The sequence below is a fragment of the Bradyrhizobium tunisiense genome (assembly GCF_042263385.1).
Taxonomy (GTDB): domain Bacteria; phylum Pseudomonadota; class Alphaproteobacteria; order Rhizobiales; family Xanthobacteraceae; genus Bradyrhizobium; species Bradyrhizobium tunisiense.
Genome location: NZ_JBHLEV010000006.1, coordinates 90,303 through 113,788 on the forward strand (window position 1 = coordinate 90,303; position 23,486 = coordinate 113,788).

The window sequence follows — 23,486 nt, forward strand, 5'->3', positions numbered from 1 at the left end:
GTTTTCGTGGTTACCATAGCGTCGTCGCCGGCGATGCGTCCTGTCACCGAATTGATCGGACACGAGCGCGATCGGAGCTAAGATGGAATGGAGCGGGCTGCTTAGGGCCCGTTTGAAGGCAGGACGGCATGGTATATCGGCGCCGCAGATCCACGCAGATGCAGGCCGCAACCGAATCGGTTGCAGTGGCCCCGACTGCGCCGGTCGCCCGCCCGGCCAAGCCCCGCGCGCGGATGATGCGTCAATATGACCTCGTCGAGCGCGTCCGGTCCTACAATCCCAACACCAACGAAGACCTGCTGAACCGCGCCTATGTCTATGCCATGAAGGCGCATGGCTCGCAGACCCGCGCCTCGGGCGATCCGTATTTCTCGCACCCGCTCGAAGTGGCAGCGATTCTCACCGACCTGAAGCTCGATGACGCCACCATCGTGGCCGCGCTGCTCCACGACACGATCGAGGATACCGAAGCGACACGGGCCGAGATCGACCAGATCTTCGGGCCGGAGATCGGCGCCCTGGTCGAGGGCCTGACCAAGCTGAAGCGGCTCGAGCTGGTGTCGCGGGAGGCCAAGCAGGCCGAAAACCTGCGCAAATTGTTGCTGGCCATTGCCGACGATGTCCGCGTGCTTCTGGTCAAGCTCGCCGACCGCCTGCACAACATGCGCACGCTGGACTTCGTGCCGACGGATTCGCGCAGGCGCATCGCCGAGGAGACGCTCGACATCTATGCGCCGCTGGCGGGGCGCATGGGCATGCAGGAAATGCGCGAGGAGCTGGAGGATCTGTCCTTCCGCACCCTCGATCCCGAAGCCTATTCGGTCGTGATGCAGCGTCTCGACGCGCTGGCCGAACGCAACCGCAATCTGATCGGCGAGATCGAGGACCAGCTCTCCAACAATCTGCGCCACCGGGGCTTGGGAGCGCGGGTCTATGGCCGCCGCAAGAAGCCGTTCTCGATCTGGACCAAGATGGAGCGCAAGTCGGTCGGCTTCGAGCAATTGTCCGACATTTTCGGCTTCCGCCTCGTCGTCAACGACATCGAGGCCTGCTATCGCGCGCTCGGCATCGTCCACACCACCTGGCCGGTCGTGCCGGGGCGCTTCAAGGACTACATCTCGACGCCGAAGCAGAACGACTACCGTTCGATCCACACCACGGTGATCGGCCCGGGTAACCAGCGCGTCGAGCTGCAGATCCGCACCGAGGCGATGGACCAGATCGCCGAGCGCGGCATCGCCGCGCACGTCTTCTACAAGGAAGGCGTCGGCTCGCCGACCGAATTCCTCAAGCGCGAGTCCAACGCGTTCGCCTGGCTGCGCCACACCATCGGTATTCTCTCGGAGAGCGCCAACCCGGAGGAATTTCTCGAGCACACCAAGCTCGAGCTGTTCCACGACCAGGTGTTCTGCTTCACTCCGAAGGGCAAGCTGATCGCGCTGCCGCGCCACGCCAACGTGATCGACTTCGCCTATGCCGTGCATACCGACGTCGGCAACAGCGCGGTGGGCTGCAAGATCAACGGCCAGTTCGCGCCGCTGTCCTCGGAGCTCCAGAACGGCGACGAGGTCGAGGTGCTGACCTCGGAGGCACAATCGGCACCGCCTTCGGCATGGGAAACGCTTGCGGTCACCGGCAAGGCGCGCGCCGCGATCCGCCGCGCCACGCGCACCGCCGTGCGAGATCAATATGCCGGTCTCGGCCGGCGCATCGTGGAGCGCCTGTTCGAGCGCGCCAAGATCGAATATGCCGACGACAAGCTCAAGGGCGCGCTGCCGCGGCTCGCGCGCACCTCCATCGAGGACGTGATGGCGGCGGTGGGGCGCGGCGAGATCAAGGCCTCCCACGTCGCGCGTGCGATGTACCCCGACTACAAGGAGGAGCGCATCGCGCGCTACGGCGTCAAGAAGGGGCTCGCCGCCAAGCTCAAGGAGAAGTCGTCGGAGGCGCCGCGCAGCCCGGTCGCGATCCCGATCCGCGGCATCAACTCCGACCTGCCGATCAAGTTTGCCCCGAACGGCGGCGCGGTGCCCGGCGATCGCATCGTCGGCATCGTCACGCCGGGCGAGGGCATCACGATCTATCCGATCCAGGCGCCCGCGCTGAAGGATTTCGAGGAGGAGCCGGAACGCTGGCTCGATGTGCGCTGGGACATCGAGGACTCCGCGCCGCAGCGCTTCCCGGCCCGCATCAAGGTCGAGAACGTCAACGAGCCCGGGGCGCTGGCGCAGATCGCGACCGTGATCGCCGAGCACGACGGCAACATCGACAATATCAGCATGCAGCGCCGCTCACCCGATTTCACGGAGACGACGATCGATCTCGAAGTCTACGATCTGAAGCACCTCAGCGCGATCCTGGCGCAGCTGCGCGCGAAGGCGGTCGTCGCCAAAGTCGAACGTGTTAATGGATAGGCGCATCCCGCACGCGCCCGTCTCTCTGATTTCGTGAGTTCTGAAATGCCCGCTTCGAAGCTCCGCCTCGGCGTCAATGTCGACCATGTCGCGACCCTGCGTAACGCGCGCGGAGGCCACAATCCCGATCCGGTGCGGGCGGCGCTGCTGGCGATCGAGGCCGGCGCCGACGGCATCACCGCCCATTTGCGCGAGGATCGCCGCCACATCCGCGACGAGGACATGGCGCGGCTGAAGGCCGAGATCTCCAAGCCGCTCAATTTCGAGATGGCGGCGACCGACGACATGATGCGCATCTCGCTCGCCACCAGGCCGCACGCGGTGTGCCTGGTGCCCGAGCGGCGCCAGGAGGTGACCACCGAAGGCGGGCTGGATGTGGTCGGCCAGCACGACGCGCTCGCGCCTTACATCGCGCGGCTGAACGACGCCGGTATTCGGGTCTCGCTGTTCATTGCCGCCGATCCCGCCCAGATCGAGATGGCGGCGCGGCTGCGCGCGCCGGTGATCGAGATCCACACCGGCGCCTGGTGCGACGCCGTGGTCGACGGCCACACGGAGAAGGCCGAGGCTGAATGGCAGCGGATCGTGGCGGGCGCCAAGCTGGCCAAGGCTGCCGGGCTCGAGGTTCATGCCGGGCACGGGCTCGACTATACGACCGCGGAGACGATCGCAGCCCTGCCTGACATCATGGAGCTGAACATCGGCTACTACATGATCGGCGAAGCGCTGTTCGTCGGCCTTGCCGAGACGGTGCGCAGCATGCGCGCGGCGATGGATCGCGGCCGGAGCCGGGCATGATCATCGGCATCGGCTCCGACCTGATCGACATCACCCGCGTCGGCAAGGTGATCGAGCGCCATGGCGAGCGCTTCCTCGACCGCATCTTCACCGCGGCCGAGCGGGCCAAGGCGGAGCGGCGCGCCAAGAACGAGAAGATGGTGGTGGCGACCTATGCCAAGCGCTTCGCCGCCAAGGAGGCGTGCTCCAAGGCGCTCGGCACCGGGATCCGGCGCGGGGTGTGGTGGCGCGACATGGGGGTGGTCAACCTTCCGGGCGGGCGGCCGACCATGCAACTGACCGGCGGCGCCCTGGCCCGGCTTCAGGCCCTGACGCCGGAAGGGTTCGAGGCGCGGATCGACCTGTCGATCACCGACGATTGGCCGCTGGCGCAGGCCTTCGTCATCATTTCCGCCGTGCCGCTGCCGAAACCCTGACCGGCCCGTGGATTTCATGAATTGTGTTATAAATCAATAAGTTATGTAGTTTTGATGCGATCCTTGATTGCGTGGCCTCCGACAACCGTCTAAAAGTCCGCGGACGCAAATCAGCCTGGGCGAATTCGGCTTTACGCCGGAATTGGCCCTCACTATCAGAATCAGGACAATCTCCTTGCGCCGCGAACCGGTGGGCCGTTCGCCGGAGGAGGGCGCTCTGTGATCGCCGCCGGAATTGAGAGAGCAATGAGCGTGACTTCGGGAACGAAAACTGAGAGCGGCGTCGGCGAAACGATCCGGGTCGTGATCCACGCTCTCCTGATCGCGCTGGTGATCCGCACCTTCCTGTTCCAGCCGTTCAACATCCCGTCCGGCTCGATGAAGGCGACGCTGCTGGTCGGCGACTATCTGTTCGTCTCGAAATATTCCTACGGCTATAGCCATTATTCGATTCCGTTCTCACCGCCGCTGTTCTCCGGGCGGATCTGGGGCTCGGATCCGGCCCGCGGCGACATCGTCGTGTTTCGCCTGCCGAAGGACGATTCCACCGATTACATCAAGCGCGTGATCGGCCTTCCCGGCGACCGCATCCAGATGCGGGACGGGCTGCTCTACATCAACGACGCGCCGGTCGAGCGGCAGCGGATGAGCGAATATGTCGGAGAGGAGCCCTGCGGCTCGGAAGGCGGCGGCATCTCCCGGGTGAAGCGCTGGAAGGAAACGCTGCCGAACGGCGTGTCCTATGAGACGCTCGACTGTGCCGACAACGGCTATGTGGACAACACCAACGTCTACACAGTGCCATCAGGCCATTTCTTCATGATGGGCGACAATCGCGACAATTCCACCGACAGCCGCTTCCTCGGCCAGGTCGGCTATGTGCCGCAGGAGAATCTGATCGGCCGCGCCCAGATGATCTTCTTCTCCATCGCCGAAGGCGAGCATGCCTGGATGTTCTGGCGCTGGCCGTGGGCGGTGCGCTGGAATCGCTTCTTCAAAATTGTCCGATGAAAGACGAAGCCAAGGATATCGCGATCCAATCGATCGAGGCCCAACCGGGCCCCGACGGCGAAGCTGCGACCAAGAGCCTTGTCGCCAAGACTCCGGAAGCCAAGACTCCTGAACCCAAAACTCCTGAAACCAAGTCTCCTGGAGCGAAGACTCCTGAGGCCAAGGCGCCCGCGAAGAAAAAGCGAACGCGGAGCAGAAAGGCCAAGGGCAGCGATGCCAATGCGGCGCTCGAGGCGCGCATCGGCTACAGCTTCACCGACCCGAACCTCCTGATGCAGGGGATCACGCATGTCTCGGCGCTGAAGTCCGGGCGCAAGCGCGGTGACAGCTATCAGCGTCTGGAATTTCTCGGCGACCACGTGCTCGGGCTCGTCGTCTCCGACATGCTCTATCACGCCTTCCCGAACGCCGATGAGGGCGAGCTGTCCAAGCGTCTTGCCGAGCTCGTGCGCAAGGAAAGTTGCGCCGACGTCGCCAAGTCGCTCGGTCTGCTCGACGACATCAAGCTCGGCTCGGTCGGCTCCAGCGCCGACGCGCGCTTGCGCAAATCGGTGCTCGGCGACATCTGCGAGGCCGTGATCGGCGCTGTCTTCCTCGACGGCGGCTACGCGGCGGCGTCCGATTTCGTCAAACGCAACTGGACCGAGCGCATGCACAAGCCGCGCCGTCCTCTGCGCGATCCCAAGACCGTGTTGCAGGAATGGGCACAGGGCAAGGGGCTGCCGACGCCGGTTTACCGCGAGGTCGAGCGCACCGGCCCGCACCACGATCCGCAATTCCGCGTCGCGGTGGATCTGCCTGGCCTCGCGCCGGCCGAGGGCATCGGCGGCAGCAAGCGCGCAGCAGAGAAGGTGGCAGCCTCGGTGATGATCGAACGCGAAGGCGTCGGCGGCAGCAATGACGGCTGAAGCAAGCGGCGAGACGCCTACTCCGACGCGCTGCGGCTTCGTTGCGCTGATCGGCGCGCCGAACGTCGGCAAGTCCACGCTGGTCAATGCGCTGGTCGGGGCCAAGGTCACGATCGTCTCGCGCAAGGTGCAGACCACGCGCGCGCTGATCCGCGGCATCGTGATCGAGAACAACGCGCAAATCATCCTGGTCGACACGCCCGGCATCTTCCTGCCCAAGCGCAGGCTGGACCGCGCCATGGTCTCGACCGCCTGGAGCGGGGCGCATGACGCCGATCTCGTCTGCGTGCTGCTCGATGCCAAAACCGGAATCGACGAGGAAGCCGAGGCGATCCTCACCAAGGTCGCCAGCGTCAACCACGAGAAGATCCTCGTCATCAACAAGGTCGATCTGGTCCAGCGCGAGAAATTGCTGGCGCTGGCACAGGCCGCCAACGAGCGCATGAAGTTCGCGCGGACCTTCATGATCGCGGCGATCTCGGGCGACGGCGTCGACGACATCCGCACGACGCTTTCAGAGATGGTGCCGCCGGGACCGTTCCTCTATCCCGAGGACCAGATGTCGGACGCGCCGATGCGGCAGCTCGCGGCCGAGATCACGCGCGAAAAAATCTATCAGAAGCTGCACCAGGAATTGCCCTACCAGTCCACGGTCGAGACGGACAAATGGGAGGAGCGCAAGGACAAGTCGGTGCGGATCGAGCAGACGATCTTCGTGGAGCGCGAAAGCCAGCGCAAGATCATGCTCGGCAAGGGCGGCGCCACCATCAAGTCGATCGGCGCGGACTCGCGCAAGGAGCTGATGCAGATCCTGGACGTGCCGGTGCATCTGTTCCTGTTCGTCAAGGTGCGCGAGAACTGGGGCGACGATCCCGATCGTTACCGCGAGATGGGCCTGGACTTTCCCAGGGAATAACCAGGAAAGATCGGTATCCGATGAGCGTGCCCAGCAACGTCAGGCGCTTCGAAGCGCTGCTCTACGCATCGTTGATGCTGGACGCCTTGTCCGTTGCGGTGCAGGACCGCACGCCCAATGCCCAGGTGACCGAGCAGATGATCATGACGGGGACCTTGCTGGCCGGCGGCATGATCCTGCTCCTGGTTTATTTCGTCAGGCTCGCCGCGCATCATCGCAAGAACTGGCCGCGCTTTGTGCTGGCGGCAGCGCTGGTGCTGACGGTGATCTCGCTCGGCCAAATCATCGGGGAGAAGGGCCTGGAGCTCGACAGCGCCATCGAGATCGTGTCCTGCGCGCTGACGACGATGGGCCTGTACTACTCCTTCACCGGCGACGCGCAGGGCTGGTTCAACGCGTGACGTTTTGCGCGGTGCCATAGGGTGGGGCAAAGGCGCGCCCTTGCGCGCCGTGCCCACCATCGCATCATGGTCGCAAAAATGCGTGGGCACGCATCGCTTTGCCCACCCCATAATAGTTCGAAATGCGATAAGATTCCTCCCATGGAATGGACCGACGAGGGCATCGTGCTGGGCGTGCGGCGGCATGGCGAATCCAGCGCCATCGTCGAGCTCTTGACGCGCGGGCACGGCCGGCATCTCGGTCTCGTGCGCGGCGGCGCCGGCTCGCGGATGCGGCCCTTGCTGCAGCCGGGGAACAGCGTGAGCGTGGTGTGGCGGGCGCGGCTGGACGAGCATCTCGGCACCTACGCGATCGAGGGCCTGAAGCTGCGCGCGGCCAATTTGCTCGGATCATCCCATGGCGTCTACGGCGTCACTCATCTCGCTTCGATTGCGCGGCTCTTGCCGGAGCGCGATCCGCACGAGGAGATTTTTGCGCTGCTCGAGCATTCGCTCGACGATTTCGACGATATCGGCGGCGCCGCCGTCCATGTCATCCATTTCGAGCTGGCGATGCTCGCCGAGCTCGGCTTCGGGCTGGCGCTGGACAATTGCGCGGTGACCGGCGAGACCACCGACCTGATCTACGTCTCGCCGAAATCCGGCGGCGCGGTATCGCGCGGCGCAGGCGAGCCTTGGCGCGACCGCCTGTTGCGCCTGCCGCCATTCCTGCGCCAGGGCGAAACCGCCAGCGATCTCACCGAGCAGGATCTCCAGGACGGCTTTCGGCTCACCGGCCTGTTCCTGCTGCGCCACGTGCTGGAGCCGCGCGGGCAGGGCCATTCCGACGCGCGCGCGGGCTTCATCAATGCCCTGACACGGCAGCAGGCGAAGGCGGCGATCCCCGCGCCATGAGCGAGGCGGGACTCTGGATTGTCGCTTGATGTGAAGTTCCATGGAACGAAATCCAGACTGATGGAATTGGCAATGAGGGTTCCACAACGGGGACAGCCTAAATGTTGATCAGGGGATTCGCCTTGTCCGCGGCGCTGCTCGCGTTTGCGCCTGATGCAATGGCTGCGGAGCCGCAACCCGGCGCGTTTCGCCGGGCCTCCTGCACCGTCGTCCGGTACTATGTGGCCAAATATTCTGCTGCGGCCGCAGAGACATGGGCGCGGTCGAAGGGGGCGACGGAGGCCGAAATCGAGGCCGCCCGGCGTTGTCTGGCCAATGTGCCGACGCCGCCTCAGGACAAGTCTCAAACCGTGACAGCCGGATGGGCGGGCCACTAGCCGCCCACAGGGAACTAATCCATCCTTGCCCGATTCGCTTCCACGGTTTAACCGGGCGGCATGGGAAAACGATTGATTCCGCCGGAAGAGCCGGCCGAAATTCACGAGGTGCCGCTGCGTGAAGCGCTCGAGGAGCGCTATCTCGCCTATGCGCTCTCTACCATCATGCACCGCGCGCTGCCCGACGCGCGCGACGGCCTGAAGCCGGTCCACCGGCGCATCCTCTACGGCATGCGCCTGCTCAGGCTCGATCCCGGCACCGCCTTCAAGAAATCCGCCAAAATCGTCGGCGACGTGATGGGCTCGTTCCATCCGCACGGCGACCAGGCAATCTACGACGCCATGGTCCGCCTCGCGCAGGACTTCTCCTCGCGCTATCCGCTGGTCGACGGCCAGGGCAATTTCGGCAATATCGACGGCGATAACCCCGCCGCCTACCGCTACACCGAAGCCCGCATGACCGACGTCGCGCGGCTTCTCCTCGAGGGCATCGACGAGGACGGCGTCGAGTTCCGTCCCAATTACGACGGCCAGTCGAAGGAGCCGGTCGTGCTGCCCGGCGGCTTCCCGAACCTGCTCGCCAACGGCGCGCAGGGAATCGCCGTCGGCATGGCGACCTCGATCCCGCCGCACAACGCCGCCGAGCTCTGCGATGCCGCGCTGCATCTGATCGAGAAGCCCGATGCGAAGTCCAGGGCGCTGATGAAGTGGGTGAAGGGTCCGGACTTCCCGACCGGCGGCATCATCGTCGATTCCAAGCAGGCCATCGCGGAAGCCTACACCACGGGCCGCGGCTCGTTCCGCGTCCGTGCGCGTTGGACGCAGGAGGAGGGCGCGCGCGGCACCTGGGCTGTCGTCGTCACCGAGATCCCGTTCCTGGTGCAGAAGTCGCGCCTGATCGAGAAGGTCGCAGAACTGCTGGACCAGAAGAAGCTGCCGCTGGTCGGCGACATCAGGGACGAGTCGGCCGAAGACGTTCGCATCGTGATCGAGCCGAAGTCGAAGAACGTCGATCCCGCGCTGATGATGGAATCGCTGTTCCGGCTGACCGAGCTCGAGAACAAGATTCCGCTGAATCTGAACGTGCTGATCAAGGGCAAGGTGCCCAAGGTCGTGGGGCTGGCCGAGTGCCTGCGCGAATGGCTCGACCATCTGCGCGACGTCCTGATCCGCCGCAGCAACTATCGCAAGGCGCAGATCGAGCACCGGCTGGAGGTGCTGGGCGGCTTCCTGATCGCCTATCTGAACATCGACGAGGTGATCCGGATCATCCGCAACGAGGACGAGCCGAAGCCGGCCTTGATGAAGGCGTTCAAGCTCACCGAAGTGCAGGCCGAAGCCATCCTCAACATGCGCCTGCGCTCCCTGCGCAAGCTCGAGGAAATGGAGATCCGCACCGAGGACAAGAACCTCCGCGCCGAGCTCAAGGGCATCAACGCGGTGCTCGCCTCGGAAGCCGAGCAGTGGAAGAAGGTCGGCGAGCAGGTCGGCAAGGTCCGCGACATGTTCGGGCCGAAGACGCCGCTCGGCAAGCGCCGCACCACCTTTGCCGACGCGCCCGAGCACGATCTCGCCGCGATCGAGGAAGCCTTCGTCGAGCGCGAGCCGGTGACGGTCGTGGTCTCCGACAAGGGCTGGATCCGCACCATGAAGGGCCATGTCGAGGATCTCTCGGGCCTCGCCTTCAAGCAGGACGACAAGCTCGGTTTTGCGTTTTTTGCGGAAACGACCTCGAAGCTCTTGTTGTTCGCGACCAACGGCAAGTTCTATTCGCTGGATGTCGCAAAACTGCCCGGCGGTCGCGGCCATGGCGAGCCGATCCGCCTGTTCATCGACATGGAGCAGGAGGCGGCGCCCGTCGCGTTGTTCGTCAACAGGGGCGGACGCAGATTCCTGGTCGCGAGTACCGAAGGGCAAGGCTTCGTCGTCAACGAGGACGATTGCGTCGGCACCACCAAGAAGGGCAAGCAGGTCCTCAACGTCGAGATGCCGAACGAGGCGCGCGTGGTTACCGAAGTGCTCGGTGACACCGTCGCGGTCATCGGCGAGAACCGCAAAATGCTGGTCTTCCCGCTCGACCAGGTGCCGGAGATGGCCCGCGGCCGCGGCGTGCGCCTGCAGAAGTACAAGGACGGCGGTCTCTCCGACGTCGTCGTGTTCGAGGCCAAGGCCGGCCTGACCTGGAAGGACTCGGCGGGGCGCGAATTCAGCGCAACCATGAAGGAGCTCGCGGAGTGGCAGGGCACCCGTGCCGACGCCGGCCGCCTGCCGCCGAAGGGCTTTCCGAAATCGAACAAGTTCGGCAAGGTGATCGGGTAGGGGCCCTCTGGTCCCGGACGCGCTGCAACGCTCTTCGCATTGCTGCGTAGAGCCGGGACCCAGCAAGCTACACGCTACGCTGATGCATGGGCCGGGGCACGAGAAAGATTAGCGCGCAACTGCATCCACATCGTCATTGCGAGCGCAGCGAAGCAATCCAGAATCTTTGCGCGGCGGCAGCCTGGATTGCCTCGCTGCGCTCGCAATGACGGGATGCGATGGCGCCGCGCTCCAACTCAAAAGTGCGCATCCCGCAAACGCGTGGCAGATAGTCGTGAGCGCATGAGTGCTTTTGGCGTCCGGGCACGAACATTGCTTTTTCCTGGCGACTGCGAACGTTCAGTCAAAAGGCGAAACCACACCAATGTTCAAACCAAAGGCTTTCATTCCGGCGTTGCTTGGGCTCGCGATCGCTGCGGCACCTGCGCATGCGGCGGGCAATCTCATCGCGGTGCTCGAGGCGGAGATCGTCACGCTCGATCCGCATTTCTCCACGGCCTATATTTCGCGCACGTTTGGCTACATGGTGTTCGACACGCTGTTCGCGAAAGACTCCAAGGGCGACATCAGGCCGCAGATGGTGCAGGACTGGAAGGTCTCCGCGGATGGATTGACCTACACGTTCACACTGCGTGACGGGCTGAAATGGCACGATGGCCAGCCGGTCACGGCGGCCGATTGCGTGGCCTCGCTGCGCCGCTGGGGCACCCGCAGCGCGCTTGGCCGCCGCATCTTTGCGATCACGGCCTCGCTCGAGCCGAGCGATGCGAAGACCTTCGTGCTGACGCTGAAGGAGCCGTCCGGCCTCGTCATCGACGCGCTCGGCAATCCCGTCAGCCCCGTCGCTTTCATGATGCCCGAGCGCATTGCGAAAACGCCCGGCGACCAGCGCATCACCGAGATCGTCGGCTCCGGCCCGTTCGTCTACAGCAAGGCCGATCACCGCACCGGCGACCGGATGATCCTGAAGAAGTTCGCCGACTATGTGCCGCGTTCCGAGCCCGCCGACTTCCTCGCCGGCGGCAAGCGCGTCAACGTCGACACGCTCGAGATCCGCGTCATTCCCGATGGTGCCACCGCCGCATCGGCGCTGCAGGCCGGCGAAATCGACTTCATGCAATACGCGCCGTTCGATCTGCTGCCGCAAATGGAGAAGAATTCCCGCGTCAAGCTGGTGAACTTCACCGGTGGCAACATGTTCGCGGGCGCCTATCGCCTCAATGCCGCATCGAAGCCGTTCGACGATCCCGCGATCCGCCGCGTGCTGTGGAAGCTGGTCGACCAGCGCGAGGTGCTGGACGCCCTCGGACTCGATGCCAAATACGCCACGCCTTGCGCCACCTTCTTCACCTGCGGCACCACCTATGACAGCAAGGCCGGCACCGAAGCCGCCGCAAAGCCCTCAATCGAGGCGGCGAAGGCTGCGCTGAAGGCGACCAAATATGCCGGTGAGCCCGTCATCGTCATGCAGGCGAACGATCTCGAAGCGCCGCGCGTCTCGGCGCAGGTGCTTGCGGAGCGGCTGAAGGCCGCCGGCTTCAACGTCGATCTGCAGGTGATGGACTGGGCCAGCGTGCTGGCGCGCCGCGCCAAGAAGGAGGGCTGGAGCGTCTATGGCGTGCACGCCGGCGGATTCGATCTCGGTTCGCCGCTGACCAATGTGATGGTCGCCTTCAATTGTGCCGATTTCACCGGCTGGCAGTGCGACCAGCGCATCACGCCCTTGACGGAAGCCTTCGCCAAGGCGCCGGCCGAGGAGGACCGCAAGAAGATCGCGGGCGAGATCCAGGCCGTCATGTACGATCAGGCTCCCGGAATTCCGTGGGGCCAGTTCGCGCAGCCCGCCGCCTATCGCGCGACGTTACGCGGTCTGATACCGTCCGCCATCCCGGTGTTCTGGAATGTCGAGAAATAACGCAATGTATGATGTCATTGTTGTCGGCGGCGGCTCCGCTGGCGCGGCGGTTGCCGCACGACTGTCCGAGGATTCCGCACGCCGCGTGCTGCTGCTGGAAGCGGGCCGCGACTGGCGCGCCGATGAGGCGCCGTGGGAGGTGCGGACGCCCAATCCCATCCCGATCATCCACAAGCGCGAATACCAGGAGAAATGGCAGTGGCCCGATCTGTTGTCGCGCCGCGTGGCCGGGCAGGAGCCACGCTTCTACTGGCGCGGCAAGGGGCTCGGCGGCTCCTCGATGATGAACGGCCAGATCGCGATCCGCGGCGTGGCAGACGCCTTCGACGAATGGGCCGCCAATGGCTGCACCGGCTGGTCGGCGAAGGACGTGATGCCGCTGTTCTCCGTGATCGAGGACGATTTTGAGTTCGGCGACGCCGAGGGCCATGGCCGCGGCGGACCGCTGCCGGTCTATCGCGCGCCGCCGGAGACATGGGGCCCGATCGATCGCGGCTTGCGCGATGCGGCGCTGGCGAGCGGTTATCCCTGGTGCGCCGATCTCAACGGTCCCGATGGCGAGGGCGTTGCCTGTTATCCCATCAACAGCCGCGACTTGCGCCGCATCAGCACCAATGAGGGCTACCTGGAGCCCGCGCGTGGCCGCGCCAATCTGGAGATCCGCGGCCATGCGCTGGTCGATCGTGTGCTGATCAGCGACGGCCGCGCGACCGGCGTCCGCGTCCATTTCGAGGGGCAGGGCACCCACGAGATTAGCGCGCGGCAGATCGTGCTGTGCGCCGGCGCCATCCACAGCCCGGCCCTCCTGCTGCGCTCGGGCATCGGGCCAGCGGACGAGTTGAAGGCGATGGGGATTGCAGTCGAGCGCGACCTGCCCGTCGGCAAGCACTACTTCGACCACCCGCTGTTTCGCGCCACGATCCAGCTCCGCGAAAATCTGCGGCCCACGGATCCGGACACGCGCCACACCAATTGCTGCGTGACTTATTCGTCGGGTCTCGCCGACGGCGGCAAGCGCGACATGATCCTGATCGCCTTCAATCACCGCGGCATCGGCAACTCCGGGGCGATCGGTGCGGGCCTGTTCAATGCGTATTCGCGCGGCACGCTGAAGCTGGCCTCGACCGACCCTGCGATCGATCCGGTTGTCGAGGAGAACATGCTGGCCGATCCCCGCGACATGCTGCGCATGATGGATGCGGTGAAGAGGCTCGCCGTGATCACGTCGCAGCCCGCGCTGGCAGGCATTGCCGACTGGATCCGGCTCGCGGACACCGACCTGACGCTGCCGCAAGCAGCCAGCCTGCCGGATCACGAGCTCGACGCGGTGCTGCGGCGTGAGACCGGCGACATCCAGCATGCCGCCGGCAGTTGCCGCATGAGCGGCGCCAATGATGCCGATGGGGTGGTCAATCCCGACGGCACCGTGAAGGGCATCTCGGGCCTGCGCGTCGCCGACGCCTCGATCATGCCATCCGACTGCCGTGCCAACACGCATTTCACCACGGTGGTGATCGGGGAAGCGATTGCGCGGATGATGGTGCGGTAGGTCTGCCGCGCCGGTGTCATGCCCCGGCTCGGGGCATCCGGTACGCCGCGGCCCATCGATTCAACCACGACTGTCTCGGAGTACTGGATCGCCCGGTCAAGCCGGGCGAAGACCCCGAGGGTGGGGCCCGCGGCTTCCACATCGTCATTGCGAGCGCAGCGAAGCAATCCAGAATCCCACCGCGGAAAGACTCTGGATTGCTTCGCTGCGCTCGCAATGACGGAGCAAGGGGCGAGGCCATTGCTCTCCAATTCACACTTCAAACAGCGGACGCACCATCGCCTTCTCGCGGCGTGTCTCGCCCGAGTTTTGCGTCTCTCAACGCCCCCGAAAAACGAGGGCGCAGGGAAGGCCGGGCACCGGCTGGCACCCGCAATCCGTGCGCGATAGAAATGCACACGGGGTGGACCACAGGTGTGCCGGTCGCCCGGCCTTCCCTGCGCGAATGGTTTTAACGGTGTCCTTCGTGCTCTCCTCGGGGAGCGTTGCACTATTGCCCCCGTCGCCTTGCGGATGATCGATGCGCGGACCGGTCGGCCGCCACATCTCCGCAAGACTTGACGCCAGAACCCCGGGCGTCGGGACCACACGACTTCTCCGTCCGCGCACGTCTTCGCATGTCGCTGCGAGGGGTGGCGTGTGCTCGCCCCCGAAGCCATGCGAAGACGCTGTCGGCGTCGTGTCGTTGCGCCAAGGCAATCGCTCACGGTGTCCCGCCCTGCAATGCCCGTTGCGCCCGACGCCGTCGCGTCCATCGCTGCCCAGCCCGCGGTTCGTGACGATCGCGATCCGCCCCTTGTCTCGGGCCAGGGTGTTTCGCTTGTACGACAAATCCGAATTTCGGTAAAGTGTAATATTTTGCGACATGGACCTTGACAGCGGCGCAGCCGGGCGCGCGGCTGTTTTGCCCGACGGGTGGCCGGGCCGACGGGGGAGCTTTTGCTTCGAGGACGGGTACAAAAACGGCAGCTCCTGAAAAGGCGGAAGTCGCTCCGGTCATAGTCGCCGGCCTGCGGCTCAAAGCGGACTTTGGAGCAAGCAAAGACACAACGGCTTGTGCTAAATTGCCGGTGTGACCGCCCTCGCTTTTCTGGCATGCTGTACTTGTTCCGATCTCCTTAGAAGGTGCTGCTCGTGACGAGTGACTGCGGAGAACGAACCGCGCGATCTTTCGGCTTTGGGCCGTTTCTCCTTATTCCCGAACGCCAATTGCTGCTCAACGGAGAGGTACCAGTCCGCATCGGGGGCCGCGCGCTGGACATCTTGACGGCACTGGTCGAGCGGCCGGGCGAAATTGTGAGCAAGCAGGAGCTGTTCGCGCGTGTCTGGCCGAACACAATTGTCGAAGAGGCAAATCTCAAGGTCAACATGAATGCCCTGCGACGGGCACTCGGCGACGGGCCCGAGCCGGCCAAGTATATCGCGACCGTAACCGGGCGTGGCTACCGATTTATCGCGCAGGTCCAGGCAGCCGAAGAAGGGATCTCAGCCGGAACGGCGACAGGGGGGCAAGGTCTCCCGATGGCGGTGGCGCGCATCTTTGGCAGAGCAGACGTCATTGATGCAATCCTTCACGACCTAAACGTATCGAAGATTGTATCGGTCGTGGGGACCGGCGGGGTCGGCAAGACGACCGTCGCCGTAGCGGCAGCTCACGAAGCGTCTCGCCAGCGCGCCTACGGCGCCACGTTCGTGGACCTTGCGAAAATCAGCGACCCGCAGTTCGTGCCTACGGCGATCGCCTACGCGCTCGGGCTCGGCGTAACGGGCGGGGATCCGCTGTCGAGCGTCTTGCGTGCTTTGAAGCTGCAGGAAAAGATCCTCCTGTTCGACAATTGCGAGCACCTGCTTCCTTCCGTCGCGATTGCAGTTGATCGGCTTGCTCGCCAGCTCGATGGCGTGCGCATTCTCACAACGAGTCGGGAGCCCCTCGGGCTGGGCGGCGCGGAGCGGATACATCGCATCCGCGGACTGGAATGCGATCCCAGCGAACGTCCCGCAGCAGACGAGGCTTGCAAGTTTCCCGCGGTCGAGTTGTTTGCCACGCGCGCAACCGAGCGATCGGGATATCGGCTAACAGACGCGGACGCTGCCGCGGTGGCGGAAATCTGCCGCCGGCTTGATGGCAACGCACTCGCCATCGAGCTCGCCGCAACACAAACGGCCGCCTTCTCGCCGGCACGCATCCTGCAGATGCTGGACGAGAGTTTCCGCCTGCTCAATCTCGGTCCCCTTGGCGCGCCTCAGAGACAGCAGTCGCTGCTTGCGACACTCGACTGGAGCTACAGCCTGCTTTCCGAGCGTGAGGCCGCATTGCTGTGTGAGGTCTCCGTGTTCGCCGGTGTTTTCAGTGTCGATGGGGCAGCCGCGGTGTCGAACGGAGGGCCCGCTGAGGCAATGGATACACTCGCCAAGCTTGCCGCGAAGTCGCTGCTGGTGATGGATACGGATGCAGACTTGGTCAGCTACCGCCTCTTGGAAACGACACGCAGCTATTGCGCGGAGCGCCTGCGGATCAGCGGTGAGGATCAGGCGGTCCGCTGCCGTCATGCGGAACATGTATGTGCGGTGCTGGAGCAGGCCGCAAGCGAGTGGTCGCAGCGTCCAGCCCACGAATGGGGCGCCGCCTACCGCCACGTCGTCGACGATCTGCGTGTTGCGCTGGCTTGGGCCCGTCGGGACGAGGCAAATCGGTCGCTGCGAATTCGACTGACCGTTGCAGGCCTGCTGCTCTGGAATCATTTTTCGCTGATCCAGGAATGCCACGTCCACGTTTCACGCGCGGTCGAGGAACTCGATGCCGCTGGACTCGCCGGCACGGCATTCGAGATGAAGTTCAAGCTGTGGCTCGGAGCCTCGACCATGATCACGCGTGGTCTGAAGCCGGCGGCCATGGCTGCATTGCGGCGCGCATCGGAGATCGCAAATCGGATTGGTGACACCGATTATCGTCATCGTTGCCTGATGTTGATTGCGGCATTTGAACTCTTCACGGGTGAGTACGACTCAGGAATACGCACGATCAAGACATTCGCCTCGGTAGCCGCAGCGGATGATCCCTCGATTCTTCCCGAGGGCGAAGTTCACTTGGGAATAGCCGACCTCTTTCTCGGTCGTCTTCAAGACGCCCAGCACCGACTGGAAAGCCTACGGCAGCGCGATCTGCGATATTTCAATCGTTCGTACAGCGTTCGGTACTTGGCCGACATTGTCATTCTGTTGGAATGCGCGCTATCTCAGGTACTGTGGTTGAGGGGCTTGCCAGACTCTGCCAGCCGGACCGCTGCTGCCGCCTTTGAGCGTGCCCGACCGGGCCACCATCACCTTTCGCTGAACAACGCGCTTACATACTCATGCCCAGTTTTCTTTTGGTGCGGGCGTTACGAGGAATGCGATCAATACGTCGAATTGCTCGCCGAACATGTCGATAGGCAGGGACTATTCACGAGACGGCCGATTGCCAGTTTTTATCGCGCTGCCTTGGCACACGAGAAAGGCGACGCTTCGTCGGACACGATCGATTCCCTCAAGGAGGCGATCGAGGAGTTCCGCAATGTCAATTACCTGGTGCGGATGCCCTATTACCTCAGTGTTCTGGCAGATGCTCTTGCCCGTGCCGGACGGTTCGGCGAAGCTGAAGCAACGATCCTGACCGCAGTGAAGACCGCCCGAGCGCGGAGCGAAGGTTGGTGCCTTCCAGAAATCATTCGCGTCCATGCGTTCATTCTCGCCGCCCAGGACCAGACAAGAGAAGCTGAGGCAAGCCTCATGGAATCGATCCAGCTTGCCCGGGACATCGGTGCGTTGTCGTGGCGTTTGCGCGCAGCGAATGATCTCGCGAAGCTCTGGTGCGCCCGGTCGCGAAGGGATGATGCCCGCAAGATGCTGCTGCCGATCTACGACGAATTTACCGAGGGTTTTCAGACGAGGGATCTACTCGTCGCAAGCGACCTGCTCGCCAAGCTTGCAACCTCCGGAGATGGCAGAGCGGCCTAAAAGGCTGCATTCGCTATTCCGCGGCCTACGCCGTCTACGTGGGAGTCCGGTGCATCTACGACACTGGTCCACCCCGTTGATCGAACAACATCCGATATGCCTGAAGCGTCAGGGACATTCGGAAGACGTTCATCGACAATGCTTTGCGACCATCGATGCTCGCGAGGGGTTTCCGGCCTGCAAAGGCCGCCGCAAGCTATCGCGGCGGCCTTTGCAATGTCAGTGAGGCGGCACTCGACGCTCAGATCGTCTGACCGCCCGATACTTCGATCCGTTGTCCCGTGACCCAGCGATTGTCCTCACTCAACAGGCTCGCGACCATCGGGCCGATATCATCGGGGACGCCAACGCGGCCCAGCGCTGTCATGGCGGCGAATTGCTTGTTCACGTCCGGATTGTCGCGCACCAGGCCACCGCCGAAGTCGGTTTCGATGGCTCCCGGCGCAACGCTGTTGACGCGGATTCCACGCGGGCCAAGCTCCCTGGCCATGCAGACCGCCATCATGTCGGCGGCAGCTTTCGCCATGGTGTAGACGGCGAAGCCCGGATAGGTGACCCGTGTCAGGCCACTGCCGATGGTCACGATCGAGCCACCGTCTGCCATCAACGACAAAAGCGCCTGCGTGAGGAAGAAGACGCCTTTGACATGCAGGTTCATCTGCTGATCGAACTGAGCCTCGGTGGTCTCGCCGATCGTGGCGTAGAGGCCGTCGCCGGCATTGTGCACGAGGTGGTCGAAGTTCTCGCGACCAAATGTTTCCTTCAGCGTCTGACCCAGTGTTTGCGCGAAGATTGGGAATCTGGCGACGTCGGCGCCGTCCAGCTGAAAGGCCACGGCCCGGCGTCCGAGCGCCTTGATCTCGGAAACGACGCTCTCCGCGAGATCCGCACGGCTCCTGTATGTGATGATGACGTCACTGCCTCTGCGCGCGATGTTGACGGCCATGTTGCGGCCAAGTCCGCGGCTCGCGCCGGTGACGATTGCGATTTTAGCCATGTCATGTCTCCTTCGTTGACGCCGTGAAGGTGGCACACACCGCAACATTCCAATTGCCGGATCCTTGAACGTTTTTGCCTATTCCTCCAAATGGCCGCCCCGCGCCGCCCAGGTCGGCCGGCAGGACATCGGTCGTTCAATTCACAATGCGGAAAGTTGGAGCAGTCGAGTCATGCCCGGTTGCCGGAGCCCGCGGTTGATATAAATTCGCGGAATGACGACGACCTTGCTCGAAGTTGTTCGCCACTACGCGGATTTGCATTCGGACCAACACGGCGCCGCCAAGACGCCGATCCCCGGGCTTACGGCCGTACGGGCTGCGACGCGGGGCCAGCTCCAGCACGCGATCAACCGGCCGCTCGTTGCGCTTGTCCTGCAGGGCCGTAAGCGCGTGATGATGGGATCGCACACCTTCGATTTCGGCGCGGGACAGTCGCTCCTGATCTCGGCGGACGTGCCGACGGTCAGCCAGATCACCCGGGCCAGCGCGCAAGTTCCCTATGTTTCTCTGGTCGTTGAACTCGACCCGGCGATGATCGCGAGCCTGATCGTGGAGATGAACCTGGCTCCGGAACAGAAAGGCACTCCCGTACGAGTCGATCCGACCGATTCGGAGGTTGCCGATGCCGCGCTTCGATTGATGCGGCTGCTCGAGCGCCCGTCTTCTTTGCCGGTTCTGGGATCTCAGTTCGTTCGCGAAATCCACTACTGGCTGCTGGCGGGGCGACACGGCGCAGCGATAAGGGCGCTGGGGGTGGCCGACAGCCATGCGCAACGGATCGCGCGTGCCGTCGCGATCATTCGATCCGAATACCAAAAGCCGCTGCGCGTCGAACGCCTGGCGGAAGCGGCTGCCATGAGTCCTTCCTCGTTCCACCAGCACTTCCGCGCGATTACATCACTCAGTCCCTTGCAATTTCAGAAGCAGCTGCGGCTCATCGAGGCGCGCAGGAGGATGCTGTCGGATGGCCTGGACGTGAGCAGCACGGCCTTCGAAGTGGGTTACGAGAGCGTCCCGCAATTCACGAGAGAATATGGGCGCATGTTCGGGCTGCCCCCCGCCAAGGACATCAAGGCTGCGCTCGGGCAATTGGACACCGCAGCCTGAGGCCAAGCCATCGACCGGCCCAGGACATTCAGGACGGACAGCGTAGCGGCGCGTTCCTTCAAATGATGCCCACCAGCCTCAGCGCCACACCCGCCGCGCAGCTTCCCGCCAGCACCGTCAGCATCCCCAGCTTGTACCGGAAGATCGCAGTCGCCGCCGCGATCGAGAGCAGGAGCGCGGGGATGTCCACGCTGGTCAGCACCGGCATGTCGAAGTTCAGCGGAAATGCATGCACCGGCACCGTCTCGCGGAACAGCGTGTGCAGGGCGAACCAGATCGAGAGGTTGAGGATCACGCCGACGACGGCCGCGGTGATGGCGCTCAATGCGCCGGTGAGGCCTGCATTGCCGCGCAGGCGCTCGATGTAGGGCGCGCCGACGAAGATCCAGAGGAAGCAGGGCGTGAAGGTGACCCAGGTCGCGAGCAGGCCGCCGAGCGTCGCCGCGAGCATCGGCGACAGCCCGCCCGGATCGCGATAGGCCGCCATGAAGCCCACGAACTGCAGCACCATGATCAAGGGGCCCGGCGTGGTCTCGGCCATGCCGAGGCCATCAAGCATCTCGTGCGGCTTCAGCCAGTGATAGTGCTCGACCGCCTGCTGGGCGACATAGGCCAGCACGGCATAGGCGCCGCCGAACGTGACCAGCGCCATCTTCGAGAAGAACAGCGCGATCTGGCTGAAGACGTTGCCTTGCCCAAGAGCGAGCAGCAACACGGCCACCGGCACCAGCCAGAGCGCCAGCCACAGCGCCCCGACACGGATTGCGCGCGCGGTGTCGGGTTTGACGTGGTCGGGCATGGCCTCGCCGAGCATGCTGTCGATCGCGGCGCCGCCGCCGCCATCGCCGTGACCGGCTGGGGCGAATTCGGGGCGGCCTTGCCGCGCGCCGATATATCCGATCAAGCCGGCGGCGATGATGATGATCGGGAAGGGGACCGCGAAGAAGAAGATCGCGACGAACGCCGCGGCTGCGAGTCCGATCATGATGCGGTTCTTCAGCGCGCGCTTGCCGACGCGCACCACGGCCTCGACGACGATGGCGAGCACTGCGGCCTTGAGGCCGAAGAACAGCGCCTCGACGAAGCTGACATTGCCGAACGCGGCGTAGATGTAGCTGAGGCCCATGATGGCGATGATGCCGGGCAGGATGAACAACCCGCCCGCCATCAGCCCGCCGGCGGTGCGATGCATCAGCCAGCCGACATAGGTCGCGAGCTGCTGCGCCTCCGGTCCCGGCAGCAGCATGCAATAGTTCAGGGCATGCAGGAAACGGCCTTCGGAGATCCACTTCTTCTCCTCGACCAGGATGCGGTGCATCACCGCGATCTGGCCGGCGGGCCCGCCGAAACTCAAGCACGCGACGCGAAGCCAGACGCGGAAGGCTTCGCCGAAGCTGACGCCGTGACCGGCGTCAGCTCCTGCTTGAACGTTACGGATATCCATTACCCCTTCACCTTGTTGGTCGGCCAATTGTGGGTCTCGGCCGTGGCGTCGCGGCACCAGCGGTAGAAGGCATCGTAGAGCAACATGCCGGCCTCGAGCTGTTCGAGGTCGTCGTCATACATCCGCGACAGTCCGAGCGAGGCCGCGAGCAGGCCGGGCGCCTCCGGCGCCAGATCCGGCCGCGCGGTGTCGGCGCCGCGCACCAGCGTCGCCAGCCGGAGCAGGGCGGGGGTGGCGATGCCGAACTCCTCGATCATGACGTCGAAGGTGCAGAGCTCGCCGCGATGGCTCCAGAACACGTTCTCGATGTCGAACGGGGCGGCGTTGAAGCGCTCGCCGACGGCGACCACCTCGGACGGCGCCACATAGAGGAACACCGCGCCCGGATCGACGAAACGGCGGATCAGCCAGGGGCAGGCGATGCGGTCGACCTTCGGCCGCGCCCGCGTCACCCAGACCGTGCGTCCCTTGGCATCGCGCGGCGGCAGCTTGCGGGCGTCGACCAGCGGCAGCTTGGCCGCCTTCCAGCCCTCGAAGCCGCCTTCCAGCGTTTCGGCCTGCACGCCGAGCTGACGCAGCCAGGCCGCGGTGCCCTGCGCGAGCTTCTCCCCGCGGAAGCATGAAACGATGGCCGAGCGGCCGGCAAATTCGCCGCCCCATTCGGCGACGGTCTCGTGGCTGAGCTTGATCGAGCCGGGAATCAGCCGCCGGTCGGCGGCAAAATCCTCCTCGGTGCGGACATCGATCAGGACAGGCGCGTTGGCCGTGCCGATCAGGCGCGCCAATTTATCGGATGATATGGTCGTGAACGTAGGCATGATGCGTCCTCGCATAAATCAGACGGGACGCGATACTTGGGCATGTCGCCTCGTGGGGAGATCGCTCAAATCCCCATGGGCAGATTACAGCGAAACTAAGAAGCACTGTCAATCGGCGGGGACGATCGGACCTTAGAAAAGTAGCGCCCGCGCTCTATGCTACGGGACGACAGACCTGAACTCTCGGAGAATTCGATGCATTCCCATTCCATCGAACAATGGACCCACGACCACGCTTTTCTCGGCGAGAAGCATGACGCGAACGAGCGGCGCACCTGGCTCGTGGTGGTCCTGACGCTGGTCATGATGGTCGGCGAGATCGTGGCCGGCTCGCTGTTCGGGTCGATGGCGCTGCTGGCCGACGGCTGGCACATGGGCACGCATGCAGCCGCGCTCGGGATCGCCGCCTTCGCCTACCGCTTCGCGCGCCGGCATCTGGGGAATGCGCATTTCACCTTCGGCACCGGCAAGTTCGGCGATCTCGCCGCCTTCGCCAGCGCGATCATCCTGGGCCTGATCGCGGTCGAGATCGCCTATGAGAGCGTGCTGCGGCTGATCAATCCGGTGCCGATCGTCTATGGCGAGGCGATGGCGGTGGCCGCCCTCGGGTTGTGCGTCAATCTCGCCAGTGCGTGGCTGCTGCGCGACAACCACGATCATCACCATCACGGCCATGAGCATGGCCACAGCCATGCGCATGACGACCACGGCGATCACGATCACGATCGCCATGGTCATCACCACCATCACCACGACAACAATCTTCGCGCGGCCTACGTCCATGTCATGACGGATGCGGCGACCTCGGTGCTGGCGATCGCAGCGCTGGCCGTCGCCATGGTTTCGGGCTGGGTGTGGGCGGATCCCGCCGTCGGCCTGATCGGCAGCGCGGTGATCGCGGCTTGGGCGTTCGGCCTCGTCAAGTCGTCGGGCGCGGTGCTGCTCGATGCGCGCGCCGACGAAAAGCTGGAGCGGGTGATCCGCGCGCGCATGGAGGTCGGCGACGACCGCGTCACCGACCTGCATCTGTGGCAGGTCGGCCCCGGCCATTGTGCCGTGCTGCTCTCGGTGGTGTCGGACCAGCCGAAGCAGCCGGCCGTCTACAAGCGGCGGCTCGCCGGACTGAAGGGGCTGAGCCACGTCACGGTCGAGGTCGAGACCTGCCCGCATTGACGCGCGGCTATCGCGGACGCTTCGCGGCAGCG

Annotated in this window: 18 protein-coding genes; 15 read left to right on the forward strand and 3 right to left on the reverse strand. The window is 64.4% G+C overall.

The window, feature by feature from the left end:
* Positions 1–128: 128 nt before the first annotated feature.
* The 13 genes from ACFDR6_RS25055 (at position 129) to ACFDR6_RS25115 (ending at position 17,914) form a co-directional block, all read left to right on the forward strand.
* Positions 129–2,414 carry a RelA/SpoT family protein gene (locus ACFDR6_RS25055; protein WP_212089635.1) on the forward strand — a complete coding sequence of 762 codons (2,286 nt, stop codon included), beginning with the start codon at positions 129–131 and terminating at the stop codon, positions 2,412–2,414.
* 45 nt (positions 2,415–2,459) lie between these two features.
* A complete protein-coding gene (locus tag ACFDR6_RS25060) occupies positions 2,460–3,212 on the forward strand; it encodes a pyridoxine 5'-phosphate synthase (protein WP_375859876.1) in 753 nt (250 codons plus the stop codon).
* On the forward strand, positions 3,209–3,628 hold the full coding sequence (gene acpS, locus ACFDR6_RS25065) for a holo-ACP synthase (RefSeq protein ID WP_028144381.1): 420 nt from the start codon (positions 3,209–3,211) through the stop codon (positions 3,626–3,628). Before ACFDR6_RS25060 ends, acpS begins: the two co-directional genes overlap by 4 nt.
* A gap of 246 nt (positions 3,629–3,874) precedes the next feature.
* Positions 3,875–4,639 carry a signal peptidase I gene (lepB, locus tag ACFDR6_RS25070; protein ID WP_212089638.1) on the forward strand — a complete coding sequence of 255 codons (765 nt, stop codon included), beginning with the start codon at positions 3,875–3,877 and terminating at the stop codon, positions 4,637–4,639.
* Positions 4,636–5,547 (forward strand): ribonuclease III, encoded by a 912-nt coding sequence (gene rnc, locus ACFDR6_RS25075; RefSeq protein ID WP_317243777.1) that lies wholly within the window; start codon positions 4,636–4,638, stop codon positions 5,545–5,547. The genes lepB and rnc overlap by 4 nt, the downstream gene beginning before the upstream one ends.
* Positions 5,537–6,463, forward strand: a complete 927-nt coding sequence (gene era / locus ACFDR6_RS25080) for a GTPase Era (protein ID WP_375859877.1) — start codon at positions 5,537–5,539, stop codon at positions 6,461–6,463. Before rnc ends, era begins: the two co-directional genes overlap by 11 nt.
* A gap of 20 nt (positions 6,464–6,483) precedes the next feature.
* Positions 6,484–6,864: a hypothetical protein gene (locus tag ACFDR6_RS25085; RefSeq protein WP_212089645.1), complete on the forward strand. Its 381-nt coding sequence runs from the start codon at positions 6,484–6,486 to the stop codon at positions 6,862–6,864.
* Positions 6,865–7,005: 141 nt separating this feature from the next.
* On the forward strand, positions 7,006–7,758 hold the full coding sequence (recO, locus tag ACFDR6_RS25090) for a DNA repair protein RecO (RefSeq protein WP_317243780.1): 753 nt from the start codon (positions 7,006–7,008) through the stop codon (positions 7,756–7,758).
* Between the two features lie 101 nt (positions 7,759–7,859).
* The gene (locus tag ACFDR6_RS25095; RefSeq protein WP_249153411.1) at positions 7,860–8,135 is read left to right on the forward strand and encodes a hypothetical protein; all 276 of its coding nucleotides are present in this window, start codon (positions 7,860–7,862) and stop codon (positions 8,133–8,135) included.
* A gap of 60 nt (positions 8,136–8,195) precedes the next feature.
* Complete coding sequence (gene parC, locus ACFDR6_RS25100; RefSeq protein WP_375859878.1) at positions 8,196–10,454, forward strand: DNA topoisomerase IV subunit A; 2,259 nt, start codon at positions 8,196–8,198, stop codon at positions 10,452–10,454.
* 364 nt (positions 10,455–10,818) lie between these two features.
* Positions 10,819–12,369 carry an ABC transporter substrate-binding protein gene (locus ACFDR6_RS25105; protein WP_375859879.1) on the forward strand — a complete coding sequence of 517 codons (1,551 nt, stop codon included), beginning with the start codon at positions 10,819–10,821 and terminating at the stop codon, positions 12,367–12,369.
* A gap of 4 nt (positions 12,370–12,373) precedes the next feature.
* Complete coding sequence (locus tag ACFDR6_RS25110) at positions 12,374–13,918, forward strand: GMC family oxidoreductase (RefSeq protein ID WP_375859880.1); 1,545 nt, start codon at positions 12,374–12,376, stop codon at positions 13,916–13,918.
* A 1,125-nt stretch (positions 13,919–15,043) separates the two neighbouring features.
* Positions 15,044–17,914 (forward strand): ATP-binding protein, encoded by a 2,871-nt coding sequence (locus ACFDR6_RS25115; RefSeq protein ID WP_375859881.1) that lies wholly within the window; start codon positions 15,044–15,046, stop codon positions 17,912–17,914.
* 241 nt (positions 17,915–18,155) lie between these two features.
* Here the strand turns inward: ACFDR6_RS25115 and ACFDR6_RS25120 are convergent, their stop codons facing one another.
* Positions 18,156–18,911, reverse strand: a complete 756-nt coding sequence (locus ACFDR6_RS25120; protein WP_375859882.1) for an SDR family NAD(P)-dependent oxidoreductase — start codon at positions 18,909–18,911, stop codon at positions 18,156–18,158.
* Between the two features lie 214 nt (positions 18,912–19,125).
* On the opposite strand from ACFDR6_RS25120, the gene ACFDR6_RS25125 reads away from it, so the two are divergent.
* Entirely contained in the window at positions 19,126–20,019 is an 894-nt protein-coding gene (locus ACFDR6_RS25125) for an AraC family transcriptional regulator (RefSeq protein ID WP_375859883.1), read from the forward strand.
* A gap of 58 nt (positions 20,020–20,077) precedes the next feature.
* On the opposite strand, the gene chrA is transcribed toward ACFDR6_RS25125, so the two are convergent.
* Both chrA and ACFDR6_RS25135 read right to left on the reverse strand, forming a co-directional pair.
* Positions 20,078–21,463, reverse strand: coding sequence for a chromate efflux transporter (gene chrA / locus ACFDR6_RS25130; RefSeq protein WP_375859884.1), 1,386 nt, complete (start codon positions 21,461–21,463; stop codon positions 20,078–20,080).
* Entirely contained in the window at positions 21,463–22,281 is an 819-nt protein-coding gene (locus ACFDR6_RS25135; protein WP_375859885.1) for a chromate resistance protein ChrB domain-containing protein, read from the reverse strand. The genes chrA and ACFDR6_RS25135 overlap by 1 nt, the downstream gene beginning before the upstream one ends.
* A 195-nt stretch (positions 22,282–22,476) precedes the next feature.
* On the opposite strand from ACFDR6_RS25135, the gene dmeF reads away from it, so the two are divergent.
* The gene (gene dmeF / locus ACFDR6_RS25140) at positions 22,477–23,454 is read left to right on the forward strand and encodes a CDF family Co(II)/Ni(II) efflux transporter DmeF (RefSeq protein ID WP_375859886.1); all 978 of its coding nucleotides are present in this window, start codon (positions 22,477–22,479) and stop codon (positions 23,452–23,454) included.
* The last annotated feature ends 32 nt before the right edge of the window (positions 23,455–23,486 follow it).